The following is a 21,716-nucleotide window of genomic DNA, read 5'->3' on the forward strand; positions in this document are numbered from 1 at the left end:
TTTTTCCATGCCGGTTGATGCCCGCATTTTGAACGAAAAAACAGTTGCGCCGCTTGCGGCGGCACGGTCCTTCGTCGAAAAACTTCACAAACCCACCCATATTCTCATCGCAATCTCCGGCGGCAGCGATTCCACCGGTCTGTTGCTGGCATTGTATGAGGTGATGGAGGAGATCGGTCGCGAGCGGGTGCAGCTTTCCGCCGTCACGGTCGACCATGCACTGAGAGCGGAATCCGCCGATGAGGCCCATAAGGTCTCCATGCTTTGCGCCGAACTCGGCATTCCCCATGCCGTGCGCCGATGGGATGGCGTCAAACCCGCTTCAGGCATTTCCGAAGCCTCGCGCCTCGCCCGATATCGCCTGATCGCCGAGGTTGCCCGTGACATTGGCGCGGATCTTGTCGTGACAGGGCATACGATCGGCGACCAGCGGGAAACCGTCGCGATGCGCGCCGCCCGGAATAGTGGCGTTGACAATCTCGGCCTCTCCGGAATGGCTGATGCTGTCCTGTACGACAGGCGTCACTGGATCATGCGGCCGTTCCTGACCTGTGAAAGACAGGCAATCTGCGATTTCGTCTCATCCCGTTCGCGGGGCTGGATTGACGATCCGAGCAATGAAAACGTCGGCTATGAACGCGTGCGGGTGCGACAGTCACTTCCCGGCTCCCCGGTGCAGGTCGACGCGGAGGCGGCAGTCAAAAGGCAGGCGCTTTCTGAAAAAACGGCCGCTTTCCTGCGCCGGTACGTTGATGTCTCTCAATCCGCGCTCGCCAGATTATCCGGTGACGGCCTGATGCCCGATCTTCCGGAATTCCGGCACGGTCTGGCGGCGCTCATCGCTACGCTCGGCGGCAGGGCCTATTTCCCGGCCGCAAGCAGCATGGATCGGGTGTTGCTGTTTCTAAAAACGGGGGAGAACGGCCGGATGACAGTCGGTCGCGTTCTTCTCGATCGCCGGCGGGATGGGCTTTATCTTTTTCGGGAACATCGAAACCTGCCGGAGCTTCGCGTCGAGGCCGGCACTCAGGGACTGTGGGACGATCGCTTCCCTGTGACAAACACATCGGCTTTTCCGGTGCATGTCGGGGCGGGCTATGCTGCGGATGCGGCGGCACTTTTCCCGTTGGTGCCGGTTGGAGTGGCGAAACAGGCGATGGCGATCCTGCCGCAAATCACCGCACCGGCCGCCGACGCTGTGTCCTTGACGGGCACCGTCACCATCGCGCCGAGGCTCGCACCCTTCGACCTTTTCCTGCCGCGCTTCGACCTTGAATTGGCGGATGCGATCGCCGTTTTATTTGGCCGCCCGGCATATCGACAGCCGCCGGTTTAAATCCGGCCTCTTTTTCGTGAATTGCCACGGAATACTTTTTACACCAAAACGCATCAGATAACGGCCTTCGCCTTGGCAACGGCAGATGTCGTCCTTATGTTAGGGACGAGTAATGGCGGGCAGCAAACATGTCCGTGTGAGTTCGGGGAGTTCTATGAACCCAAATTTCAGAAATTTCGCCTTGTGGGCGGTGATTGCCCTTTTGCTGATCGCTTTGTTCAGCATGTTCCAGACCTCGCCGACGCAAACGAGTTCGCGTGAAATTCCGTATTCCCAGTTCATTCGCGATGTGGACTCCGGACGAGTTCGCGACGTGACCGTGACGGGGAACAGGGTTCTCGGAACATATACCGAAAACGGTACGGCCTTTCAGACCTATTCCCCGGTCATCGACGACAGCCTGATGGAACGCTTGCAGAGCAAGAACGTCACCATCGTGGCACGTCCCGAGAGCGACGGTTCCTCTGGTTTTTTGAGCTATCTCGGCACGCTCTTGCCGATGTTCCTCATCCTTGGCGTCTGGCTGTTCTTCATGCGGCAGATGCAGGGCGGCTCGCGCGGCGCGATGGGTTTTGGCAAGTCCAAGGCCAAGCTTCTGACGGAAGCGCATGGTCGGGTGACGTTTGACGACGTCGCAGGCGTGGACGAAGCCAAGCAGGACCTTGAGGAAATCGTGGAGTTTCTGCGCGACCCGCAGAAGTTCCAGCGCCTCGGCGGCAAAATTCCGCGCGGTGTGCTGCTGGTCGGCCCTCCCGGCACCGGTAAAACGCTTCTGGCGCGTTCCGTCGCTGGCGAAGCGAATGTGCCGTTCTTCACGATTTCCGGTTCGGACTTCGTGGAAATGTTTGTCGGCGTTGGCGCAAGCCGTGTGCGTGACATGTTCGAACAGGCCAAGAAAAATGCGCCCTGCATCATCTTCATCGACGAAATCGATGCTGTCGGTCGTCATCGCGGCGCCGGTCTCGGCGGTGGTAATGACGAGCGCGAGCAGACGCTGAACCAGCTGCTGGTCGAAATGGACGGCTTCGAGGCCAATGAGGGCATCATCCTCATCGCCGCGACCAACCGTCCTGACGTTCTCGACCCGGCGCTTCTGCGTCCCGGCCGTTTCGACCGTCAAGTGGTCGTGCCGAACCCGGATATCGTCGGCCGCGAGCGCATCCTCAAGGTTCACGTTCGCAACGTGCCGCTGGCGCCTAATGTCGATCTCAAGATTCTGGCCCGTGGCACGCCCGGTTTTTCGGGTGCAGACCTGATGAACCTCGTCAACGAAGCCGCTCTGATGGCCGCCCGCCGCAACAAGCGCGTGGTGACCATGCAGGAATTCGAGGACGCCAAGGACAAGATCATGATGGGTGCGGAACGCCGCTCCTCCGCCATGACCGAGGCTGAAAAGAAGTTGACAGCTTACCATGAGGCGGGACACGCGATTACCGCGCTGAAGGTCGCCATGGCCGATCCGTTGCACAAAGCGACGATCATACCGCGCGGCCGTGCCTTGGGCATGGTCATGCAGTTGCCGGAAGGCGACCGCTACTCCATGAGCTACAAATGGATGGTGTCGCGTCTGGTGATCATGATGGGTGGTCGCGTTGCCGAGGAATTGACCTTCGGCAAGGAAAACATCACCTCCGGTGCGTCTTCGGATATCGAGCAGGCCACCAAGCTTGCCCGCGCCATGGTGACGCAATGGGGCTTCTCCGATGCTCTAGGACAGGTATCCTATGGTGAGAACCAGCAGGAAGTGTTCCTTGGCCATTCCGTTTCGCAGTCCAAGAATGTCTCCGAGGCAACGGCCCAGACGATCGATACCGAAGTCCGCCGCCTGATCGACGAGGCCTATACTGAGGCACGGCGTATTCTGACGGACAACCACGACGGGTTTGTTGCGATTGCCGAGGGTCTTCTCGAATACGAGACCCTTACGGGTGACGAGATCAGGGCATTGCTGAGGGGCGAGAAGCCCGCGCGCGACCTGGGCGATGATTCTCCAGGCAGCCGTGGTTCGGCAGTGCCGAAAGCCGGCACCAAGAAGGACGGCCCGAGTGAAGCCAAGGGTGACGGCGAAGCCAAGGGCGACGGTGAGGCCGAAGGTGGCATGGAGCCGCAGCCGCACTGATCGCTTGAACAAAGCGACCTATTGTAAAATGGCCACCCGGTTTCCGGGTGGCCATTTCAGTTTGGTAACAAGATATAAGCCATTTTCGCGGTAATTTACGTGCTGTTTATCGTTGTTTGTGGCATCTAGCCAAAAACGCTTCCGGCTGTTTTCACCTTTTGCCGGAATGCCCGAAAGATTTGGAGTTCAAATGGCACGCCGTTATTTCGGAACCGATGGTATCCGCGGACAGTCGAACGTATTTCCCATGACGCCGGATCTGGCGATGCGTGTGGGCATTGCTGTCGGAACGATCTTCCGCCGGGGTCATCATCGCCACCGTGTCGTGATCGGCAAGGATACGCGGCTTTCGGGGTACATGCTGGAAAATGCACTGGTTGCCGGTTTTACCGCAGCCGGCCTCGATGTCTTTCTGCTCGGGCCTATTCCCACGCCCGCCGTCGCGATGCTGACCCGTTCGCTGCGTGCCGATATCGGCGTGATGATCTCGGCGTCGCACAACCCCTTTTCCGACAACGGCATCAAGCTTTTCGGACCGGATGGCTACAAACTCTCCGACGAACTGGAAATGGAAATTGAGGATATTCTCGACAAGGATATCTATGCCCAGCTTGCCAAGCCGAGTGAGATCGGTCGCGCCAAGCGCGTGGATGGCGATATTTACCGCTATATCGAATTCGTCAAACGCACCCTGCCGCGTGACGTGACGCTCAGCGGCCTCCGGATCGCCATCGACTGCGCCAACGGCGCTGCCTACAAGGTGGCCCCCGCAGCACTCTGGGAACTGGGGGCGGAAGTCGTCACCATCGGCAACGAGCCGAACGGTATCAATATCAACCTCGAATGCGGCTCCACCCATCCCGAAGCCCTGCAGAAGAAGGTGCATGAGGTGCGGGCTGATATCGGCATCGCGCTCGATGGCGATGCGGACCGTGTCATCATCGTCGACGAACGTGGTGAGATCGTCGACGGCGACCAGCTGATGGCGGTGATTGCCGATAGCTGGGCCGCCGACAACACGCTGCGCGGCGGCGGCATTGTCGCCACCGTGATGTCCAACCTCGGCCTGGAGCGCTTCCTTGGCGACAAGGGCCTCACCCTTGCCCGCACCAAGGTGGGCGACCGTTATGTCGTCGAGCATATGCGCAACCACAATTTCAACGTTGGCGGTGAGCAGTCCGGCCATATCGTGCTGTCGGATTACGGCACCACCGGTGATGGTCTCGTGGCGGCATTGCAGGTTCTCGCCAAGGTTAAACGCTCCGGCCTTACCGTCAGCGAGGTTTGCCGCAAGTTCGAGCCGGTGCCGCAACTCCTGAAAAACGTGCGTATTTCCGGCGGCAAGCCTTTGGAAAACCCGGTCGTGCTGCAGGCGATCGCTGATGCGGAAAGCGCGTTGGCCAATAATGGCCGCCTCGTCATCCGCCCTTCCGGCACGGAGCCGCTGATCCGTGTCATGGCGGAGGGCGACGACAGTGCGAAAGTGGAACAGATCGTCAACGACCTTGTCGGCGTGATATCCAACGCCCGTTCCGCCGCGTAAGCTGAGCCGGCGAAAGCAACGAAAAAGAAGCCGGCCTTCCAGCCGGCTTTTTCTTTTAGTGTTTCCTAATAAAAATAGTGAATCATCGTGGTTAATCGGGACTTAACCATTTTACGTCAATCTCCATGACTGAACAGTTCACTGGCATCTGCTGTCGCAACCGCGCACGTGCCTCTTCAGGAGTGGAAGTCATGAAAAACGCCCTGGCCGGATTTCTGGCCGTTCTGCTGACCGGCACGAGCGCCGTCGGCGCAGATCTTTACCAGGCCGAACCCGCCCCGGCTTACGTCGAGGCCCCCGAAGTCCAGATCACGCAGGCGAGCGGCTGGTATCTGCGCGGCGACGTCGGTTATTCCTTCAACAAGCTGCGCGGCGCCAATTATTATCAGGGCGGACCGGGCGGTTATCTCGCCAATTTCGACTCGGCGGAGATCAAGGACAGCTATGTCGTCGGTGCCGGTGTCGGTTATCAGTTCAACAACTATTTCCGCAGTGATGTGACCTTCGACTATATGGGTAAATCTGATTTCCGAGGTTCGACCAGCGGTTTTTGCGGATCGGTGCCGGGACGATGTGTTTCGGCCGACCTCAGCTCGCTTAGAGCCTATACGCTGATGGCGAACGCCTATGTCGATCTCGGCACCTATGGCCGTGTCACGCCTTATGTCGGTGGCGGTATCGGCGGCTCCTATGTCAAGTGGGATAAGTTGCGCAATACATCGTGCAGCGTCAGTGGCCTCGGCTGTGACCCGACCACCGAGCACGGCGGCGAGGGCAAGTGGCGTTTCGCTTATGCCCTGATGGCCGGCGCGTCCATTGATGTCACCTGTAACCTCAAGGCCGATATCGGCTACCGTTTCCGCCACATCAACAAGGGCGATATGTTCGCCTACGAGAATGGCGGCGGCCCGGGCCGCGACAAGGGTCTCTATTCGCATGAAGTGCGCGTCGGCGGCCGTTATGTCTTCAATGGCTGCGATACCGCGCAATATATGCCGCCTGCCGATATTCCGCTGCAGCCTGCCGTTTATAAATAAACGTCACGCCGGACTGGTAGCTTGAAACCGCCCGCATCCTCCTCGGATGCGGGCGGTTTTTTGTTTAGGGGTGTCTGACGCGGCGCATGACGCATATGGACTAAAATTTCCATGCGTAGCGACATATTCCGCTTGACGGAGGCCGGTGAGAGGAATAGCAACGGCGTCAGGACACTCCACCCTAACGTGGAGCGCCTATCTGGAAGGATAGTCAAAATGACAGATATCGTGAAGCCGGACATGCGTCCGGGCAATACGCATTTTTCCTCTGGTCCCTGCTCGAAGCGTCCCGGTTGGTCGCTAGACGCTCTTTCCGATGCGCCGCTCGGTCGCTCGCATCGCGCCAAGGTTGGCAAAGCCAAGCTGAAGCAGGCCATCGATCTCACCCGTGAAATTTTGAACGTTCCCGCCGATTATCGTATCGGTATCGTTCCTGCATCCGATACCGGTGCCGTTGAAATGGCGCTCTGGTCTCTGCTCGGCGAACGTGGCGTCGATATGGTCGCCTGGGAAAGCTTCGGTGCCGGCTGGGTCACCGACGTCGTCAAGCAGCTGAAGCTTAAGGACGTCCGCAAGTTCGAGGCCGATTACGGCCTGCTGCCGAACCTTGCCGAGGTCAATTTCGACCGTGACGTGGTTTTCACCTGGAACGGCACCACGTCAGGCGTTCGCGTTCCCAATGCCGATTTTATTCCTGATGACCGCAAGGGTCTGACGATCTGTGACGCCACCTCGGCGGCTTTTGCGCAGGACATGGACTTTACAAAGCTCGACGTCGTGACCTTCTCCTGGCAGAAGGTTCTGGGCGGCGAGGGTGGCCATGGCGTCATCATTCTTTCGCCCCGCGCTGTCGAGCGCCTCTTGAGCTACGCACCGGCATGGCCTCTGCCGAAAATCTTCCGCATGGTCTCCGGCGGCAAGCTCATCGAAGGCATTTTCACCGGTGAAACCATCAACACGCCGTCGATGCTTTGCGTTGAGGACTATATCGACGCGCTGCTGTGGGCGAAGAACCTCGGTGGCCTGAAGGCGCTGATCGGCCGTGCCGATGCCAATGCCAAGGTGATTTACGACTTCATCGAGAAGAATAACTGGATTGCCAATCTGGCCGTCAAGCCGGAAACCCGCTCCAATACCTCCGTCTGCCTGAAGATCGTCGATCCCGACGTGGCTGCGCTGGACGCCGCCGCGCAGGCGGATTTCGCCAAGGGCATCGTCGCCCTGCTCGAAAAGGAAAATGTCGCCCTCGATATCGGCGCTTACCGCGACGCACCGTCCGGTCTGCGCATCTGGGCCGGCGCGACCATCGAGACGGCCGATATGGAAGCCGTCATGCCTTGGCTCGCCTGGGCGTACCAGACGCAGAAGGCAACGCTCTCCAAGGCTGCCGCCTGATTTTGATACCGGCCCTGCGCTGATGCAGGGCCGTCGATTTCCCGCTTTTAAAACTGCACCGCTTTTCAAGGAGCCCGTAAACCATGGCACCTCGCGTACTCGTATCTGACGAACTGTCGGAAACCGCCGTCCAGATCTTCCGTGATCGTGGCGTCGAAGTCGATTTCCAGCCGAAGCTCGGCAAGGACAAGGACAAGCTGGCTGAAATCATCGGCAATTACGATGGTCTTGCCATTCGTTCCGCCACCAAGGCGACCGAAAAGCTGATCGAGGCGGCGACCAACCTCAAGGTCATCGGCCGCGCCGGCATCGGCGTTGACAATGTCGATATTCCGGCCGCATCGCGCCGTGGTATCATTGTCATGAACACGCCGTTCGGCAACTCCATCACCACCGCCGAACATGCGATTGCGCTGATGTTCGCCGTCGCGCGCCAGCTTCCGGCCGCCGATAGCTCCACGCAGGCGGGCAAGTGGGAAAAGTCGAAATTCATGGGTGTCGAAATCACCGGCAAGACGCTCGGCGTCATCGGTGCCGGCAATATCGGCTCCATCGTCTGCTCGCGCGCACTTGGTCTCAAGATGCATGTTCTGGCCTACGACCCCTTCCTGTCGCCGGAGCGCGCGCAGGAAATGGGCGTGACCAAGGTTGAACTGGACGAGCTTCTGGCGCAGGCTGATTTCATCACCCTGCATGTGCCGATGACCGACAAGACACGCGGCATTCTGGGTGCTGAAAACCTTGCCAAGACCAAGAAGGGCGTGCGCATCGTCAACTGCGCCCGTGGTGGTCTGGTGGATGAAGCAGCCCTTGCCGAAGCCATCAAGTCCGGCCATGTCGCAGGCGCCGGTTTCGACGTGTTCGAAGTCGAACCCGCCACCGAAAGCCCGCTGTTCGGCCTGCCGAACGTCGTCTGCACGCCGCATCTCGGCGCATCGACCACGGAAGCGCAGGAAAACGTTGCCCTTCAGGTTGCCGAGCAGATGTCGGATTATCTGGTCAAGGGTGCAGTCTCCAACGCCATCAACATGCCGTCGATCACGGCGGAGGAAGCCCCGCGCCTGAAGCCCTTCATCCGTCTGGCGGATGTTCTCGGTTCTTTCGTCGGCCAGGTGCAGGAAAGCGCAACGAAGGAAATCGAAATCCTTTATGACGGTGCAACCGCCAATATGAACACCAAGGCGCTGACCAGCGCGTTGCTGGCCGGCCTCATCCGCACTCAGGTTGCGGATGTGAACATGGTTTCCGCACCCGTCATGATCAAGGAAAAGGGTATCATCCTGTCCGAGGTCAAGCGCGACAAGACCGGCGTTTACGACGGTTACATCAAGCTGACGGTCAAGACGGAAAACCAGATCCGCTCTGTCGCCGGCACGGTGTTTTCGGATGGCAAACCGCGCTTCATCCAGATCAAGAACATCAACATGGATGCCGATGTCGGATCGCACATGATCTACATCACCAACACCGACGTTCCCGGCATGATCGGCTTCATGGGCACCACGCTCGGCGAGGCTGGCGTCAACATCGCCAACTTCCAGCTCGGCCGTGAAAAGGAAGCCGGCGACGCCATCGCGCTTCTTTATGTCGATGGTCCTGTCTCCGAAGATGTGCTGGACAAGCTGCGTGCCAACCCGGCAATCCGCCAGGTCCGGCCGCTGACCTTCAACATCGACTGATACCTATCGTTCCTCCCAAGGGGACAATAAGGCCCGGTGCAGGGGAAACCCTGTGCCGGGTTTTTTATCTCTGGAACCGCCGGTTTCAACGAAATACGCGCGCGTTTCCTCCACTGGTTGCATATCACGAAAAATTTAAGCCGCGCATACTAAAAATGATGATCATGAGTTGCTATATCGCCTGCTGACAGCTGCTCATGGGAGGGCGGCCAACAGGAGATAACGATGTTTGCTGCCTTTCGGCGCTTCAAGGGTTTGTTCGCAGTCGCCGCGCTTGGTATCGCGGTATCTTTCGTCGCCGTCGACATGGCGGAAGCACGCCGCGCCAGCGGCGGTTTTGGTAGCCGCGGCACAAGGACGTTTTCCGCGCCGCCATCGACCAGCACGGCACCCGGCCAGACAGCGCCGATCAACCGGAGCATGACGCCGAATACCCAGCAGAACCAGGCAACGCCCGGCGCGGCCCAGCCGGCCCGTCCCGGCGCACAGGCGCCGCAGCAGAGCCGTGGCCTGTTTGGCGGCATGATGGGTGGCCTTATGGGCGGCCTGTTGATGGGTGGCCTGTTCGGCATGCTGATGGGCGGCGGCTTCGGTGGCATGGCCGGTTTCTTCGGCATGTTGCTGCAGGCAGCGCTGATCGGCCTTCTGGTCATGTTCGCCATGCGCTTCTTCGCATCGCGCCGTCAGGGGCAGCCCGCTTTTGGCGCGGCAAACGGCTCGGCGCGCACGGATAATTCCGGCTCCTCCTTTAAGGGCGGTTCGCAGGCAGCACCTTCGACGTCCTCGTTCAAAATCCCGAAGATCGGCGCGCTTGCCGGTGCTGCGGGCGGCGCGGCCGTGGCTTCTGCCGCAACGGCGAAGCCGGTGGCGCATGCAAACGCCATTTCTGAAGGTGACGAGATCGGTGTTACGCAGGGCGACCTCGAAACTTTCCAGAAAATGCTGGAAGACGTTCAGTCTGCCTATTCGGCCGAGGATTACGGCACGTTGCGCAAGCTGACGACACCGGAAGCCATGTCTTATCTTGCCGAGGAACTGAGCGACAATGCCACGAGCGGCGTGAAAAACGACGTGCGCGACGTGAAGCTACTGCAGGGCGACGTTGCCGAAGCCTGGCACGAAGAGGGCCAGGATTATGCGACGGTGGCCATGCGCTACTCCGCCATCGACATCATGCGCGATCGCACCTCGGGCAAGGTAATCGAGGGTGATGAGCAGCATCCGTCCGAAGCGGTGGAAATGTGGACCTTCGTACGCCGTGGCGGCAACGACAACTGGCAGGTCGCCGCTATTCAGGCCGCTGCCTGAGGCGACACATATTCCCTAGCTGAATGAAATGGCCCGGAGGTTTTACGAACCTCCGGGCTTTCGTTTGTCATGATTGGCGATGTCCGGATATCATTCCCCTTCGCGGCTTCTCCAGTGATTCTGCCGGTCGCTTGGCAAAACCGATGGGAGGTCAAAACACTCCCGAAAAACGATGATAAATCTAACGGGTGATATCTGCAGGCCCGTAAGCCGGGTTGTTCGCTTTTGTCCCTGCCATGCAAGGGTTTACGCGCTCGTTGTCGAGGCATCTCGCCGGCGCATGGCTTGGAGGCTCCACGGAATCGCCATTTTTTATTCATCCGGTGTTCAGTCCCTGCATCCTAACCAGAATGCACACACGTCAATGTTACTTTTCGCACCGTTTCTAAACCGCTTTGGAAAGGAACCACAGGCGCAAAACAGCGTTGACAATCCAAACCCCGGCTCGCCCTCAGCAAGCCGGGCCGGGTGGCCGGGCGATGCACGGCCCGCGAGAATGGAGAGCTATCGAAATGAAACGCTTTGACCTGATCGACGGGATGCGCGGTTACTTCCTCGTCTTCATGCTGATCAACCATCTGGTGTTCGCCGGCGGTTTCTGGCTGGTGGAAATCAACCATCGGCAGTTTGCATTCGTTGAGGATGCACAGGGTTTCGTGTTTCTCTCCGGCCTGCTGATCGGCATGGTCTATGCCCGCAAGATGATGAAATACGGTTATGACGCCGGTAAACAGATGATCTGGAACCGTGCCCTGGAGCTTTACCGGTATGCGATGGGTCTCGTCATCGCCGTGCTGTTCTTCCGCATGGTCATTCCGCATGCGCCCTATATCTGGTACAACTGGCTCGGCATGACGACGTTCGACGATCCGCTGCGCCTTGCGGCCATCGCGACGTTCCTCTTCCAGCCGACCTTCATGGATATCCTGCCGCAATACATCGTCTACATGCTGTTTGCGCCGATCCTTGTTAAGCTCTGCCTTGATGGCAAGTGGGCCTATGTCATGGCCGGCTCGCTGCTCGTCTGGATGGCCGGTCAGCTCGGTCTCCAGCAGATTGTGACGACGCCGCTCAACGAACTCGTCAAGGGCACCGACGAACAGGGCATCCGTGTCAGCTTCAATCTGCTCGGCTGGCAGCTGGTGTTCTATTCGGCCCTGGTGATGGGCGCGATGACAGCGCAGAACCGCATCCCGTGGAAGGCGATCTTCTCGCCGCAGCACACCTGGTTGCCGAAGGCCGCCCTTGTCATCTGCCTGTTCTTCATGCCGCTTCGCATCGCCACCGCTTGGGGCCTGATGCCGGAATTCATGATGGGCAAGTTTTCGACCATGGAGATCCGCGCCGATTTCGGTCCGGTCTACCTCATCAACTTCCTTGCTGTCGGTGTCGGCCTGACCTGGCTGGTGATCGCGGGGCCCAATCACCACCGTCCGCTGGTCCGTTCCATCGCCGAGGGCGTCATCTGGGTGCTTTCGCTGAAGTTCCTGCAATTGCTCGGCCGCCATTCGCTTCAGGTCTATGTCTGGCATGTGGCGATCGTCTACGGCATCTATTATCTGGATGGCCGCACGGCGGAACTGTCGCAGGTCAGCAAGACGCTGATCGCCCTCACTGCAATCGGTTTGTTGGCCTTGCCGGCCCTGTGGAGGGAGCGCGACAAGTGGATTGGCAGCAGCGGCCAGAAAACGGCGGGCGCTTAACAGCCTGTGACGACCTGGATCTAATGCCTTTACGGGGCGGGTTTTCGCCCCGTACTTGCGTGCGCGGCCATTCCTTTCTATATGCAGCCCTTAAATCCGCATGACGGCGAGGCAGGACGGTCGGTTTTTCGACTGAAGCTCCCGCGGCGGATGACCGACAGGCGGCGGGGCCTTTACCCCCGTTATGACTGACGATGGGAAAAAACGTGAATACGCTCGATTTTGACAAGAGGCCGGAAGATACCCGGATCGTTGTCGCCATGTCCGGTGGCGTCGATTCTTCTGTTGTGGCCGGTATCCTCAAGCGCGAGGGTTATGATGTCCTCGGCATTACCCTCCAGCTTTATGATCACGGCGCTGCTGTACACCGGGCCGGCTCCTGCTGCGCCGGACAGGACATTGACGATGCGCGCAGGGTTTGCGAAACGCTCGGCATTCCCCACTATGTGCTGGATTACGAAGCGCGGTTCCGCGAAACCGTCATCAATCCCTTCGCCGAAGCCTATGCGATGGGGGAAACGCCGATCCCCTGCGTTGCCTGCAACCAGACAGTAAAATTCGCCGATCTCCTGGCCACGGCGCGGGAACTCGGTGCCGATGCGCTGGCGACCGGCCATTATATCCGCTCGCGCCCCAATCCCGGTGCCAGTCAGCCTGGGCGCCGCGCGCTCTATCGCCCGATCGATAGCGACCGTGACCAGAGCTGGTTCCTGTTTGCGACCACGCAGGAGCAGATCGATTATCTGCGGTTTCCGCTCGGCGGCCTTTCCAAGGCGGAAACGCGGGCGCTGGCGGAAGATATGGGGCTTGTGGTCGCCAAAAAGGCGGACAGCCAGGACATCTGTTTCGTGCCGCAGGGCAAATATACCGATATTATCAACAAGCTGAAGCCGAATGCGGCCTTGGTCGGCGATATCGTTCATCTGGATGGGCGCGTGCTCGGCCGTCATGATGGTATCGTGCATTATACGATTGGCCAGCGCCGGGGCATCGGTGTCGCGACGGGAGAGCCGCTCTATGTCGTGCATCTCGATGCGCGGGGACGCCGGGTCATCGTCGGCCCGCGCGAGGCGCTGGAAACGCGCCGTGTCTATCTGCGCGACATGAACTGGCTTGGCGATGGCGCGCTCGCAGACGAGGCGGGGCAGGGGTTTACCTGCTTCGCAAAGGTGCGCTCCACCCGCCCCCCAATGGAAGCGGTGCTCCACACCGATGAAAACGGCATTTATGTGGATCTGACGACCGGCGAGGCCGGTGTCGCTCCCGGTCAAGCCTGCGTGCTCTATTCCGCACCGGGAGCCGACGCCCGCGTTTACGGCGGCGGCTTCATCGAACGTTCGGAACGCTCAGTGGAAGCCGAGGCTTCGCTGAAGGCGCTTTTGGAAAAGCCAGTTGCCGCCTGAAACAATTCGCTTTTTGCGGTTACGCGGAAAGCGAATTTTTTGCGCATCTTGCGCTTGACACTTTGGGGAGCGGCACCTTATAAGCCGCTCATCCTGATGGAGCGGGCGGTCATATGACTGTCATGTTTCCACTGTGGCGGGGTAGCTCAGGTGGTTAGAGCAGCGGAATCATAATCCGCGTGTCGGGGGTTCAAGTCCCTCTCCCGCTACCAACTTTATCACCGACAGGTCGGAACTCATAAGGCTTGAGAGATAAGCCTTCAGGCTGACTGAGTAAGCCTCTCCGGCTGGCGTCGGCTCCACAACGACCGCGGCCACCAGTTGTCGGAACGTTTCCCCAAGCTCTATCGGCACGTTGCCATCGCTCGATCTCAAGATTTTAGCCAAGCTTTCGATGCTCGCTCGGAAACTGCGCAACGCTTTCGGCTGAAGCTCGATGACATTTACCGGCTCATCGACCGTCTCGAGAATTGCCTGGTACCTACTTCGCTCCTCGCGAAGGCCCGTCAGTAAAACCGCTGCTTCGTCGTCCTCGATCAAGCCCTTCACTATTTTCTCAATTATTTTCGTGATGCCATCTTTCGCATCATTCAAGCCGCGTTGCGCTGCCGCTCTGCTTTTGAAGGCATTTCCGCGCCGCCGCTTCAACTCCTCCTCGTATGTCTTCACGTAGGCCTCGATGACGCTCGTATCGGCAAATGCCATGCGCAAGCTGTCGATAACCTGTTCTTCGATCCGGTCGATATAAAACCGTCGGCGGTTGTCGCACGTTCCGGATTCGCGATAGGTGCTGCACTGGATGCGGTTGCCGCCCCGATCCGGGCCGACTATTACCATTCCCCCGCCGCACGCTCCACAGCGCAGCAGGCCCGAAAGCAGGCGCTTCGATCTTGGCTGCATCATCTTGTGCTCGCCACCGGTCGCGGCCTTTCTCTCCTGCACCTTCTGGAATAGCCATTCATCCACGATGCGCAGATGCGGAACGTCGATCGTCTCGTGTTCGCTGGCGTCGTTCGTGCGCGACACACGGCGGCCGGTGCTGGGATCTTTCACCATGCGAACCCGATTCCAAATCATACGGCCGTCGTAGATGGGATTGCGCAGGATGCCATATCCGCGCGTCCCGCTGCCGTTGATCGTTGAGGCATTCCACTTTCCGCCGCGGGGAGGGGCGATACCCTCTTCGTTCAATGCGCCGGCAATGGTCCGCGGCGATGTCCCGGCCGAATATTGCTTGAAAATTCGAACGATGATTTGGGCTTCATCTGGAACGATCCGAAGCTCTCCCGGCTGGCCCGGTACCGGCTCATAACCGTAAGCCCTACCGCCAGCGCTGCGGCCAGAGCGCACCACGCCCGCCATGCCACGCTTGACCTTCTTGGCGCCTTCCTCGCGCTGCATCTGCCCTACGACGCCATACATGCCAATCTGCATGGTATCCATCACGCCGCCGTTGACGCAGTTCATTTCGACGCCACGGAACTTGAGGGTTTTATGGATGTGCGCAAGGTCAGCAATGTCACGGGAAACTCGGTCGGGCGATTCCGATATCAGAACCTCGAAGGTTCCGGTTTCGGCGTCCTGCATAAGTTGAGACAGGCCAGCGCGCCCAAACATGGACGCGCCGGATTTTGCTCTATCGTGAAACGTCTTGACGATCTGCGCCCCGATGCGCTGCGCGTGGGCTTCGCAAAGCCTGATTTGATCTTCGACGGACTTGTCGTTTTGTAGGTCGGTCGAATACCGGGCGTAGATTGCTGCGCGTTTCATTTCGATCTCTTGGCGGGTGTGGCGGGTTTCGCGTCGTCATTGGACGGTCGCAAGCCTTCAGCGTCAGCCTTCGCCTGCCACCTTGCCAATGCCTTCACGAACTCGATCAAAGGATTTTCTTTCTCCATCGATCAGTTCTCCCCGTTATTCCCGTTATCCACAGGCCGGAAAGAAGCACTCAGAGCGTTTGTCTTTTCGCGAAGCTCTTCGATGTCAGCCATCAACTGGACTTCCGAGACCGCCTGCGACACAAGTTCATTCAGATATTCAGCCATCGGCTTGACGGAATCTGGTCCGTCGGTTTTGGCGAATGACTTGACGAAGGACGCCAACTCGCTTGCCTTCATGTCTTCGCATTCCGCCTCGTACTGCACGAGGATGCACATGCGGATATGTGCCTCGTCATCGTCTTTGGGCTTCTTGTGGTTCAGCGTCTCGATCAGCCTCGTCCGCTCGGAGTGCATGAACTCGAACATCGTGCTGAGGTACTTGCCTGCGGGGTTGAGACCTCTGTCAGATTTGCTTCTGGGCTGGTTCATGACGCCGGAAATTCCGGTTATCGCAAGCGACAGAGCATCGTAAACCGCGTTGAACTGACGGCCTTCGAACGCCGTCATATCCAGTTCGTTGAGCCAGTCCTGTTCCGGCCGAAGAAACTGAGCGGGGATTCCGTTGATGGTCTTCATACAACGCCCCCTTTCTTCGGTTCTACCGGGTCATTATCGCGGGCGCGGTTAAAGATGATGACGAAGTGATGTTCGTGGGCAATGTCTATTTTCCACTTTCCGCCGTGAATGCGGGCCATTGCATCCGCGAGATATTCCGCGGCTGCCTGGACTTCCATTTCCGCCGCCTTGGCTGCAAGGCTGGCCTTAACGATCGAGGGGTGAAGGGTTGGCGCGGTCTTCATGCTTTGGCCCTCAGATCGAACACGCCAATCTTGGTGAGCATGACCGTATGGCCAGCGGATGCGGACGGAAGAACCACGGCCTGAAACTGGCCGTGCTGGTAGCCATTTAGAGCCTCGGAAAGTTCCCATGACAGGCGCTCGATATGATCAATCGGCAGCTCATCCGGCTTCTGCCCCATGGGATAGGCACCGAAGGCGTTGAATACTGGCGGTCGCGGGGGCATGACGTGGGCAAACCACGTTGCATCGTCGCAATCGTCCAGCGTGGCCGAAAGCTCCTTCATCAACCGGCGCGCTTTGGTCCACGGATGTTCCTCGGTACCGGGAATCGTCAAACTGGTGTAAACGCCGTGCTTGTTAGCGGTTACGTGGTCTATCATCAGATCGGGAGTATCCCGGATGATTTTCGCTGCTTCTTCGAGAAGGGCATCGATCCGCATTTTCGGGGATTGCACTTCAACGGGCATAGCTTCGCCGGCGGCCGGAATCGAGTTCGGCATGATGGTATCTCCAAATTGTCAGGTAAATTGGGGTTGCTGAAAAGTCAGCAGGGCATCATTCGCGTTTTGGCAGGACCAGCTTGAACCGGCCGTCGATGTAGGGGTGAGTATGGAGCGCGCCAGCCGAGTGCCGGCATTCGCTTACGAAGCGCTTGAAGATTGCCGAGACTTCCTTGATCGCGAAGCCGGAGTTGTGTGCGCCTTCGGCATGTTGGTTGCGGACAAGAACGCGAACCGTCGGAGCGAAAGGGCTGTCGCGCATGACCTTGTCGACCACCGGGACAGACAGGCTGTATTCCTTGTTCATCCGCTTCCGGATGCGTTCGATGCCTTCGCAGTCGGTCGGCATGCGCTCAAGAACCGTGTGGGCCTGCTTGATTTCGGCAATGTCTGAAACGACCGCATCAAGCTTGGCGTCTTGTTCAGCCTGACGGCGTTCCATGTCGACAAGCGCCTGTGCGTTCTGCAGGGCCATTTCGGCCATCGTCATCGGGCGACGATCGGCACGGTTCGCGAAGTAAGCTTCTTCAAGCTCGCCGTAAACGTCCCATGCCATATCGGTGTCGAGGATCTTAGCGTGGCGGGATGCGCCGCGATCAGTCCAGAGCATAAGGCTGCGAGCGTTTTTACCAACAGACCCGATGAAATCTAGTCTGTTCTTCAAGGCCCGCAGCTCATTGCCTTCAACCTTGAAGAAGTGTTTCCCCAGTTCGAAGCGGTCGGCGTTGTTCAGGTAGTTTTGAGATATCGCGGTTTCGGGTGCGCCGAACACCTTTGCCAGACGTTCGGTCGTCAGCACGCGCACGCCGTTGAAGGCGGTTACCGGAAGTGCATTCCCATGGATTTCTACGGTATGCATGTTCGCTCCATCGAGTTGATGGAGTTAATAAGCCATAACGGCTAATATCATGTCAATCGAAAATAAGCCTATACGGCTAAGTTTTCTTTCCGAGGTCGGAGGTGTCGAAATGTGCGACGATCCCCCATGTCGACAGATACCCGCTTAGAAACCAGAAATATTCGAGCTCGACATTCTTCATGGTTCTTCCGTTCATTGTCTTGATGTCAAACACCTTTTTGGAATGGACTTTGTGTATAGTGCCTACAAATAAATCGGGTTCACCAGGCAAGTTGTACATGCAAAGTCGGCCTTGAAACTTGTGTATGACAGTCAATTCCCGGTCTGAAATTAATGTGAACTGAAGCAAATCACCTTCGCCAAAGAACGGCAACATCGCGTCGTCTTGGACATGTATCCACTTCGCATCAAAATCTCCTAACGGGTTGCGGAAGGCGCTGAAGCGGTTTTCTTGTGGGTCCACAACCTCTATTTTTTCTCCATCGTGGAGACGCGCGCTGGCGTCCATACTGAATAGTTGGAATCCGCCCCAGATATCCATTTGCGGAGCTTCCAGCGCTTCCGAGAGGCGCTCCAGCCAACTGCCGGTGAGCTGCATCACACCACGCTCAAGTTTGCTTACCGTTATGACATGGACGCCGAGTTTATCCGCCAGCTGCTGCTGGGTGATTTTCTTTTTGCGTCGGATTTCAGCGATGTTGTTTGTTTGCTTGCTCATGAAAGCCAATATGGCTTAGAACTTTTTAGAAATACATAACCGATATGGCTAACTTTGTATTGACACGAGCATAGCCGTTATGGCTTACTTTAATGATTATGAACACAATCACCCAATCCCCGAAGAGCTGGAGACAGCAACAAAAAATGACGATGGCGGGCGTTGCTTCTATGCTCGGCATCAAGGGAAAAAACCCTTCACGGACCTGGCAGCGATACGAAACTGGTGAGCGAGAGCCACCAGTGGCGGTAATGGCTAAGCTGGAGACAATCAGTGAAGGTCAGGTCACCACTACGGCTTGGATGTATGCGCGCAAAGCGTACCTTGCACGTAAGCAGGAGGCATTGCCATGACGGCAACACCTTCGATCACCGCCGCCGCTATCTGGCTATCCAACCTCCCCACATGGCCACCGGAACCCGCCCAGGAATTGGCGACACGGTTTGGCCTTTCCATGCCTCAAGCTCGTGAAGCCGTCGAGGAAGCCTGCAACATGAAGATGGTGCGGAGAGCTTTCGGATGAGCAACAAAGCCAAGCGTAAAGGCAAACAGAAGTTTGTGATGATCGAGGCCTACGTGAAGCGTAGCGCTGCGTGGAAGTCTCTCAACCCCGCAGAACGGGCATCCTATATCGAAGTGAAGTGGCGTTACGACGGCACGAACAACGGGCGGATTGCTCTCGGATGCCGTGATCTGGCTGACGACATCAATATGGGCCGTGACACAGCCAACCGATCGCTCGACGGCCTCTTGGAGAAGGGCTTCATCGTCAAAACAAAGGCAAGCGCTTTCCATGTAAAAAACAGGGCAGTTACCGAATGGCGCCTGACCGAGTACAAGTGCGACGTGACTGGCGAATTGCCGACCAAAGAGTTCATGAGATGGCAGGCTGCGAAAAAACCACAGTCGCACCCATCGGACACACAGTCGCACCCATCGGACAGCCCCCTGCCGAAAATGACCGATTTCATAGGTCACGGTCGCACCCATCGGACTGTAACGCCTGATTTGCCTAAACCACAGTCGCACCCATCGGACACATATAGATATACCATAGGGGGTGCGGGCAAATGAGTGGCTCCGAACTTCCTCTCTTCTCTTGGCGACCGCCTTGCAAGGTCATCGCCTTTCCCTTGAACAACCGTGTCGGCAAAGTCAGGAAGACCGCCAGCATTCTTTCGAAGAAGCATGGCGAAGACGCTGATCTGTACTGGAAGCAGATCGTCGCGGGCAATCGTAAGCATTTGCTCCGCATTGGCCTGTCGGAAGCGGCCATCGATGCCGAGCTTCTTTCCTTTCACCAAGCCGTTCACGCGGAAATGGTCCGTCAGGCCTATCGCGGTTCGACCGGAACCCCAGGGGGCGCCGCATGAAACACGCTTTGCCTACCCTGACCGAATACGAAGCTCATCGCCTCCTCGATTTCACGCAGCAGCGCGTCTTTGGCTGGACGATTGTCATTGGCATGAACAATGCCCGAGGACGAACTGATGGGCGCACCAAGGAAGCCAAGCTTTCCCATCGTCTGATGCGGGAGTGCTTCCTGCTTGGTCCTAGACCGGGCGCAGCGCTCGACCATCTGATGGCAGGAAAAGAGCCTGAACTTCTCTGGCCGGATTCGCACCGCGAGTTCATCCGGTTCTGCCTCTGGCATCGCGTGCCGCGAGATTTAAACGAGCCGTTGAATGAGGACGTGCCAGAAGATTGCGGCCCTCGGCGCGAATGGCCGGAATTCATCCACCAGTACGACAAGCCGGCGACGTTGGCCGACATGCCAGAACTGCCCCCGTATCGGAGGAATTCAAAGAGAGGTTTGGCGCATGATCCTGCTCGAAATCATCAAGATCAAGCTGCAACTGGTTTCCCGTAAATGGAGGGCCGCACGATGACCCAAATTCTCAACGTCGCCCGGAACGACGATGGCCAGTTCGAAATCGTCAACGCCGCCGGTAAGCTGTTGGAAGGCCCGTTCGAAACCAATGCCGCAGCATGGAGGGCGCTTGATCGGATCGACAACGACGACGCCAGCCGGCCGGATAAGTGGCGCAGCAACAAGAAGGTTCTCTGGGGCAAGCCTGAGACGAAATCGAAGAAGCAGCGCCGTCGGGAAAAGCGCCAGTCCGAACAGCAGCACGGCAAGATGACGCCGAAGCAGGAACACCAGATGAAGGTCAACGCCGCAAAGGCAGTCGGCTGGGTACGCACGGTGGCCGCTGCGAAATTCGATCCGGCCGCGAAGCGCGCGTATCGAGACCACAAGCTCGGCACGTTCGGCGCCGCGTCGGAAGTTCGCAAGATCGATCCAGCGCAGTATCTGGCCGAGAAGGCGGCAAGGGGCGAGATTTGAACCGATCACCTAAAATTCCCCGAGCGCTTTCAACCATGCAACGACCTTCCGCGGTCGGGCAATCTGGTTGTGATGCTATGATTTCAACTATGACCTTGAGGCTCAAGAAACACAGACCAATCGTCGATGCCCAATCCCGTAGGAGGGTTATTGATATCATAAAAGCAATTTATTTCTCCGAGTTGCTTCAGGCTCCTTTTGTAATTGTCTGGGAGGTTTTCGGAGAGGCTCGTAAACTTCGTTCCGCTGAAGTTGCAGGTGTCAAATACGTTGTTCTTTATGAGAACAATTCCGATAGTCTGAAAACTGCAGCCCAAAAATTCGCAATTTCTCGCTTTGGGCAACCTCTCAGTGAAATCACAGGCGTCAAATTTAACGTTTTCAAAGTTCACCCCGTATTCTCGATCAAGGGATTTAATATGGGCTTGGGATACCCACCCACCCATGTATTTGACCGCTTTGAAGCCGAGATACAAACTCGGAAAATCGTCGTCGTCGGAAACGATCTCGATGCGCCTATCCGTAATATACCCTGCGCGAGCGCCGTGGTTAACTGCCAATCGGGCTGCATTCAGAGCCGTCGGTTTTGTCTTATTAGCCAGGTTTTCGATAATGAAATCGCCAAGGACATCCATCGCGTGGGGTGCAAACTTCGAATCCGGCGTAACAACTACAGCCTGCAACGCGGAAATGCCGGCGAGAACGTGAGAGTCTTTATCTTCGCCGAGCATTTTTGCTCCGTCCAAGAGGAGCTTGGCAATATTCTCCTCGTCCTTTGCATCGTTTTGACGCTTTTGCTGTCGGATCTGTTCAGAATTGAGCTTTCCTCTCCAAATCGCCGCAAAGAAAGTCACTGTTGCAACTATTCCGACAAGGAATGGAGCGAATGCCTGGGACGTTTTCTGTTTGGTGTCGGGATCGGGTTGCGAGAGTACTGCCAGTCCGCTGAGGACAAAGAACAGAAATCCAATAGCCGCAGCCACAATCGTTATTTTAAACCAGCCTTGTGCAGAGATGTTGAAATCTTCTTCGCCCGATACTCCCAGAAACTTCCAGATCATTGCCTAACCCCCAAATACAGCCTTGGGT

Annotated in this window: 22 protein-coding genes and 1 tRNA gene; 16 read left to right on the top strand and 7 right to left on the bottom strand. The window is 57.6% G+C overall.

Annotation, left to right across the window (positions count from 1 at the left end):
• Window positions 1-7 precede the first annotated feature (7 nt).
• From tilS to QSK43_RS18605, 10 genes are all read left to right on the top strand, one after another.
• The gene (gene tilS / locus QSK43_RS18560) at window positions 8-1,336 is read left to right on the top strand and encodes a tRNA lysidine(34) synthetase TilS (RefSeq protein WP_332304669.1); all 1,329 of its coding nucleotides are present in this window, start codon (window positions 8-10) and stop codon (window positions 1,334-1,336) included.
• A gap of 154 nt (window positions 1,337-1,490) precedes the next feature.
• A complete protein-coding gene (gene ftsH, locus QSK43_RS18565) occupies window positions 1,491-3,455 on the top strand; it encodes an ATP-dependent zinc metalloprotease FtsH (RefSeq protein WP_332304670.1) in 1,965 nt (654 codons plus the stop codon).
• A 190-nt stretch (window positions 3,456-3,645) separates the two neighbouring features.
• Complete coding sequence (gene glmM / locus QSK43_RS18570) at window positions 3,646-4,998, top strand: phosphoglucosamine mutase (protein ID WP_332304671.1); 1,353 nt, start codon at window positions 3,646-3,648, stop codon at window positions 4,996-4,998.
• A gap of 191 nt (window positions 4,999-5,189) precedes the next feature.
• Window positions 5,190-6,035, top strand: coding sequence for an outer membrane protein (locus QSK43_RS18575; RefSeq protein WP_332304672.1), 846 nt, complete (start codon window positions 5,190-5,192; stop codon window positions 6,033-6,035).
• Window positions 6,036-6,251: 216 nt separating this feature from the next.
• A complete protein-coding gene (locus tag QSK43_RS18580) occupies window positions 6,252-7,430 on the top strand; it encodes a phosphoserine transaminase (RefSeq protein WP_332304673.1) in 1,179 nt (392 codons plus the stop codon).
• Between the two features lie 83 nt (window positions 7,431-7,513).
• On the top strand, window positions 7,514-9,109 hold the full coding sequence (gene serA, locus QSK43_RS18585) for a phosphoglycerate dehydrogenase (RefSeq protein ID WP_045023265.1): 1,596 nt from the start codon (window positions 7,514-7,516) through the stop codon (window positions 9,107-9,109).
• A gap of 225 nt (window positions 9,110-9,334) precedes the next feature.
• Window positions 9,335-10,417, top strand: a complete 1,083-nt coding sequence (locus QSK43_RS18590) for a Tim44 domain-containing protein (RefSeq protein ID WP_332304674.1) — start codon at window positions 9,335-9,337, stop codon at window positions 10,415-10,417.
• Window positions 10,418-10,929: 512 nt separating this feature from the next.
• The gene (locus QSK43_RS18595; protein WP_332304675.1) at window positions 10,930-12,120 is read left to right on the top strand and encodes an OpgC family protein; all 1,191 of its coding nucleotides are present in this window, start codon (window positions 10,930-10,932) and stop codon (window positions 12,118-12,120) included.
• Window positions 12,121-12,326: 206 nt separating this feature from the next.
• Window positions 12,327-13,523 carry a tRNA 2-thiouridine(34) synthase MnmA gene (gene mnmA, locus QSK43_RS18600; RefSeq protein ID WP_332304676.1) on the top strand — a complete coding sequence of 399 codons (1,197 nt, stop codon included), beginning with the start codon at window positions 12,327-12,329 and terminating at the stop codon, window positions 13,521-13,523.
• 135 nt (window positions 13,524-13,658) lie between these two features.
• Window positions 13,659-13,735, top strand: a tRNA-Met gene (locus QSK43_RS18605).
• Here QSK43_RS18605 and QSK43_RS18610 read toward each other — a convergent pair.
• The 6 genes from QSK43_RS18610 to QSK43_RS18635 form a co-directional block, all read right to left on the bottom strand.
• Window positions 13,692-15,293: a recombinase family protein gene (locus QSK43_RS18610; protein ID WP_332304755.1), complete on the bottom strand. Its 1,602-nt coding sequence runs from the start codon at window positions 15,291-15,293 to the stop codon at window positions 13,692-13,694. The two genes, QSK43_RS18605 and QSK43_RS18610, sit on opposite strands and share 44 nt — an antisense overlap.
• 131 nt (window positions 15,294-15,424) lie before the next feature.
• The gene (locus QSK43_RS18615; RefSeq protein ID WP_332304677.1) at window positions 15,425-15,979 is read right to left on the bottom strand and encodes a hypothetical protein; all 555 of its coding nucleotides are present in this window, start codon (window positions 15,977-15,979) and stop codon (window positions 15,425-15,427) included.
• A complete protein-coding gene (locus tag QSK43_RS18620) occupies window positions 15,976-16,203 on the bottom strand; it encodes a hypothetical protein (RefSeq protein ID WP_332304678.1) in 228 nt (75 codons plus the stop codon). Before QSK43_RS18620 ends, QSK43_RS18615 begins: the two co-directional genes overlap by 4 nt.
• Window positions 16,200-16,703 carry a hypothetical protein gene (locus QSK43_RS18625; RefSeq protein WP_332304679.1) on the bottom strand — a complete coding sequence of 168 codons (504 nt, stop codon included), beginning with the start codon at window positions 16,701-16,703 and terminating at the stop codon, window positions 16,200-16,202. Before QSK43_RS18625 ends, QSK43_RS18620 begins: the two co-directional genes overlap by 4 nt.
• 55 nt (window positions 16,704-16,758) lie before the next feature.
• Window positions 16,759-17,562, bottom strand: a complete 804-nt coding sequence (locus QSK43_RS18630) for an ORF6N domain-containing protein (RefSeq protein WP_332304680.1) — start codon at window positions 17,560-17,562, stop codon at window positions 16,759-16,761.
• 76 nt (window positions 17,563-17,638) lie between these two features.
• On the bottom strand, window positions 17,639-18,280 hold the full coding sequence (locus tag QSK43_RS18635; RefSeq protein ID WP_332304681.1) for a helix-turn-helix domain-containing protein: 642 nt from the start codon (window positions 18,278-18,280) through the stop codon (window positions 17,639-17,641).
• Window positions 18,281-18,372: 92 nt separating this feature from the next.
• Here QSK43_RS18635 and QSK43_RS18640 point away from each other — a divergent pair, with 92 nt between their 5' ends.
• The 6 genes from QSK43_RS18640 to QSK43_RS18665 are packed head-to-tail and all read left to right on the top strand — an operon-like array spanning window position 18,373 to window position 20,627.
• On the top strand, window positions 18,373-18,633 hold the full coding sequence (locus QSK43_RS18640) for a helix-turn-helix domain-containing protein (RefSeq protein WP_332304682.1): 261 nt from the start codon (window positions 18,373-18,375) through the stop codon (window positions 18,631-18,633).
• Window positions 18,630-18,803, top strand: a complete 174-nt coding sequence (locus tag QSK43_RS18645) for a hypothetical protein (RefSeq protein ID WP_332304683.1) — start codon at window positions 18,630-18,632, stop codon at window positions 18,801-18,803. Before QSK43_RS18640 ends, QSK43_RS18645 begins: the two co-directional genes overlap by 4 nt.
• Window positions 18,800-19,354 carry a hypothetical protein gene (locus QSK43_RS18650; RefSeq protein WP_332304684.1) on the top strand — a complete coding sequence of 185 codons (555 nt, stop codon included), beginning with the start codon at window positions 18,800-18,802 and terminating at the stop codon, window positions 19,352-19,354. The genes QSK43_RS18645 and QSK43_RS18650 overlap by 4 nt, the downstream gene beginning before the upstream one ends.
• Window positions 19,351-19,653, top strand: a complete 303-nt coding sequence (locus QSK43_RS18655) for a DUF6074 family protein (protein ID WP_332304685.1) — start codon at window positions 19,351-19,353, stop codon at window positions 19,651-19,653. Before QSK43_RS18650 ends, QSK43_RS18655 begins: the two co-directional genes overlap by 4 nt.
• On the top strand, window positions 19,650-20,150 hold the full coding sequence (locus tag QSK43_RS18660) for a hypothetical protein (protein ID WP_332304686.1): 501 nt from the start codon (window positions 19,650-19,652) through the stop codon (window positions 20,148-20,150). Before QSK43_RS18655 ends, QSK43_RS18660 begins: the two co-directional genes overlap by 4 nt.
• A 15-nt stretch (window positions 20,151-20,165) precedes the next feature.
• Window positions 20,166-20,627, top strand: coding sequence for a hypothetical protein (locus QSK43_RS18665; protein WP_332304687.1), 462 nt, complete (start codon window positions 20,166-20,168; stop codon window positions 20,625-20,627).
• A gap of 83 nt (window positions 20,628-20,710) precedes the next feature.
• Here the strand turns inward: QSK43_RS18665 and QSK43_RS18670 are convergent, their stop codons facing one another.
• Window positions 20,711-21,688, bottom strand: a complete 978-nt coding sequence (locus tag QSK43_RS18670) for a hypothetical protein (RefSeq protein WP_332304688.1) — start codon at window positions 21,686-21,688, stop codon at window positions 20,711-20,713.
• Window positions 21,689-21,716: the final 28 nt, after the last annotated feature.

It is taken from the genome of Rhizobium sp. GR12 (assembly GCF_036596185.1).
GTDB lineage: Bacteria > Pseudomonadota > Alphaproteobacteria > Rhizobiales > Rhizobiaceae > Agrobacterium > Agrobacterium nepotum.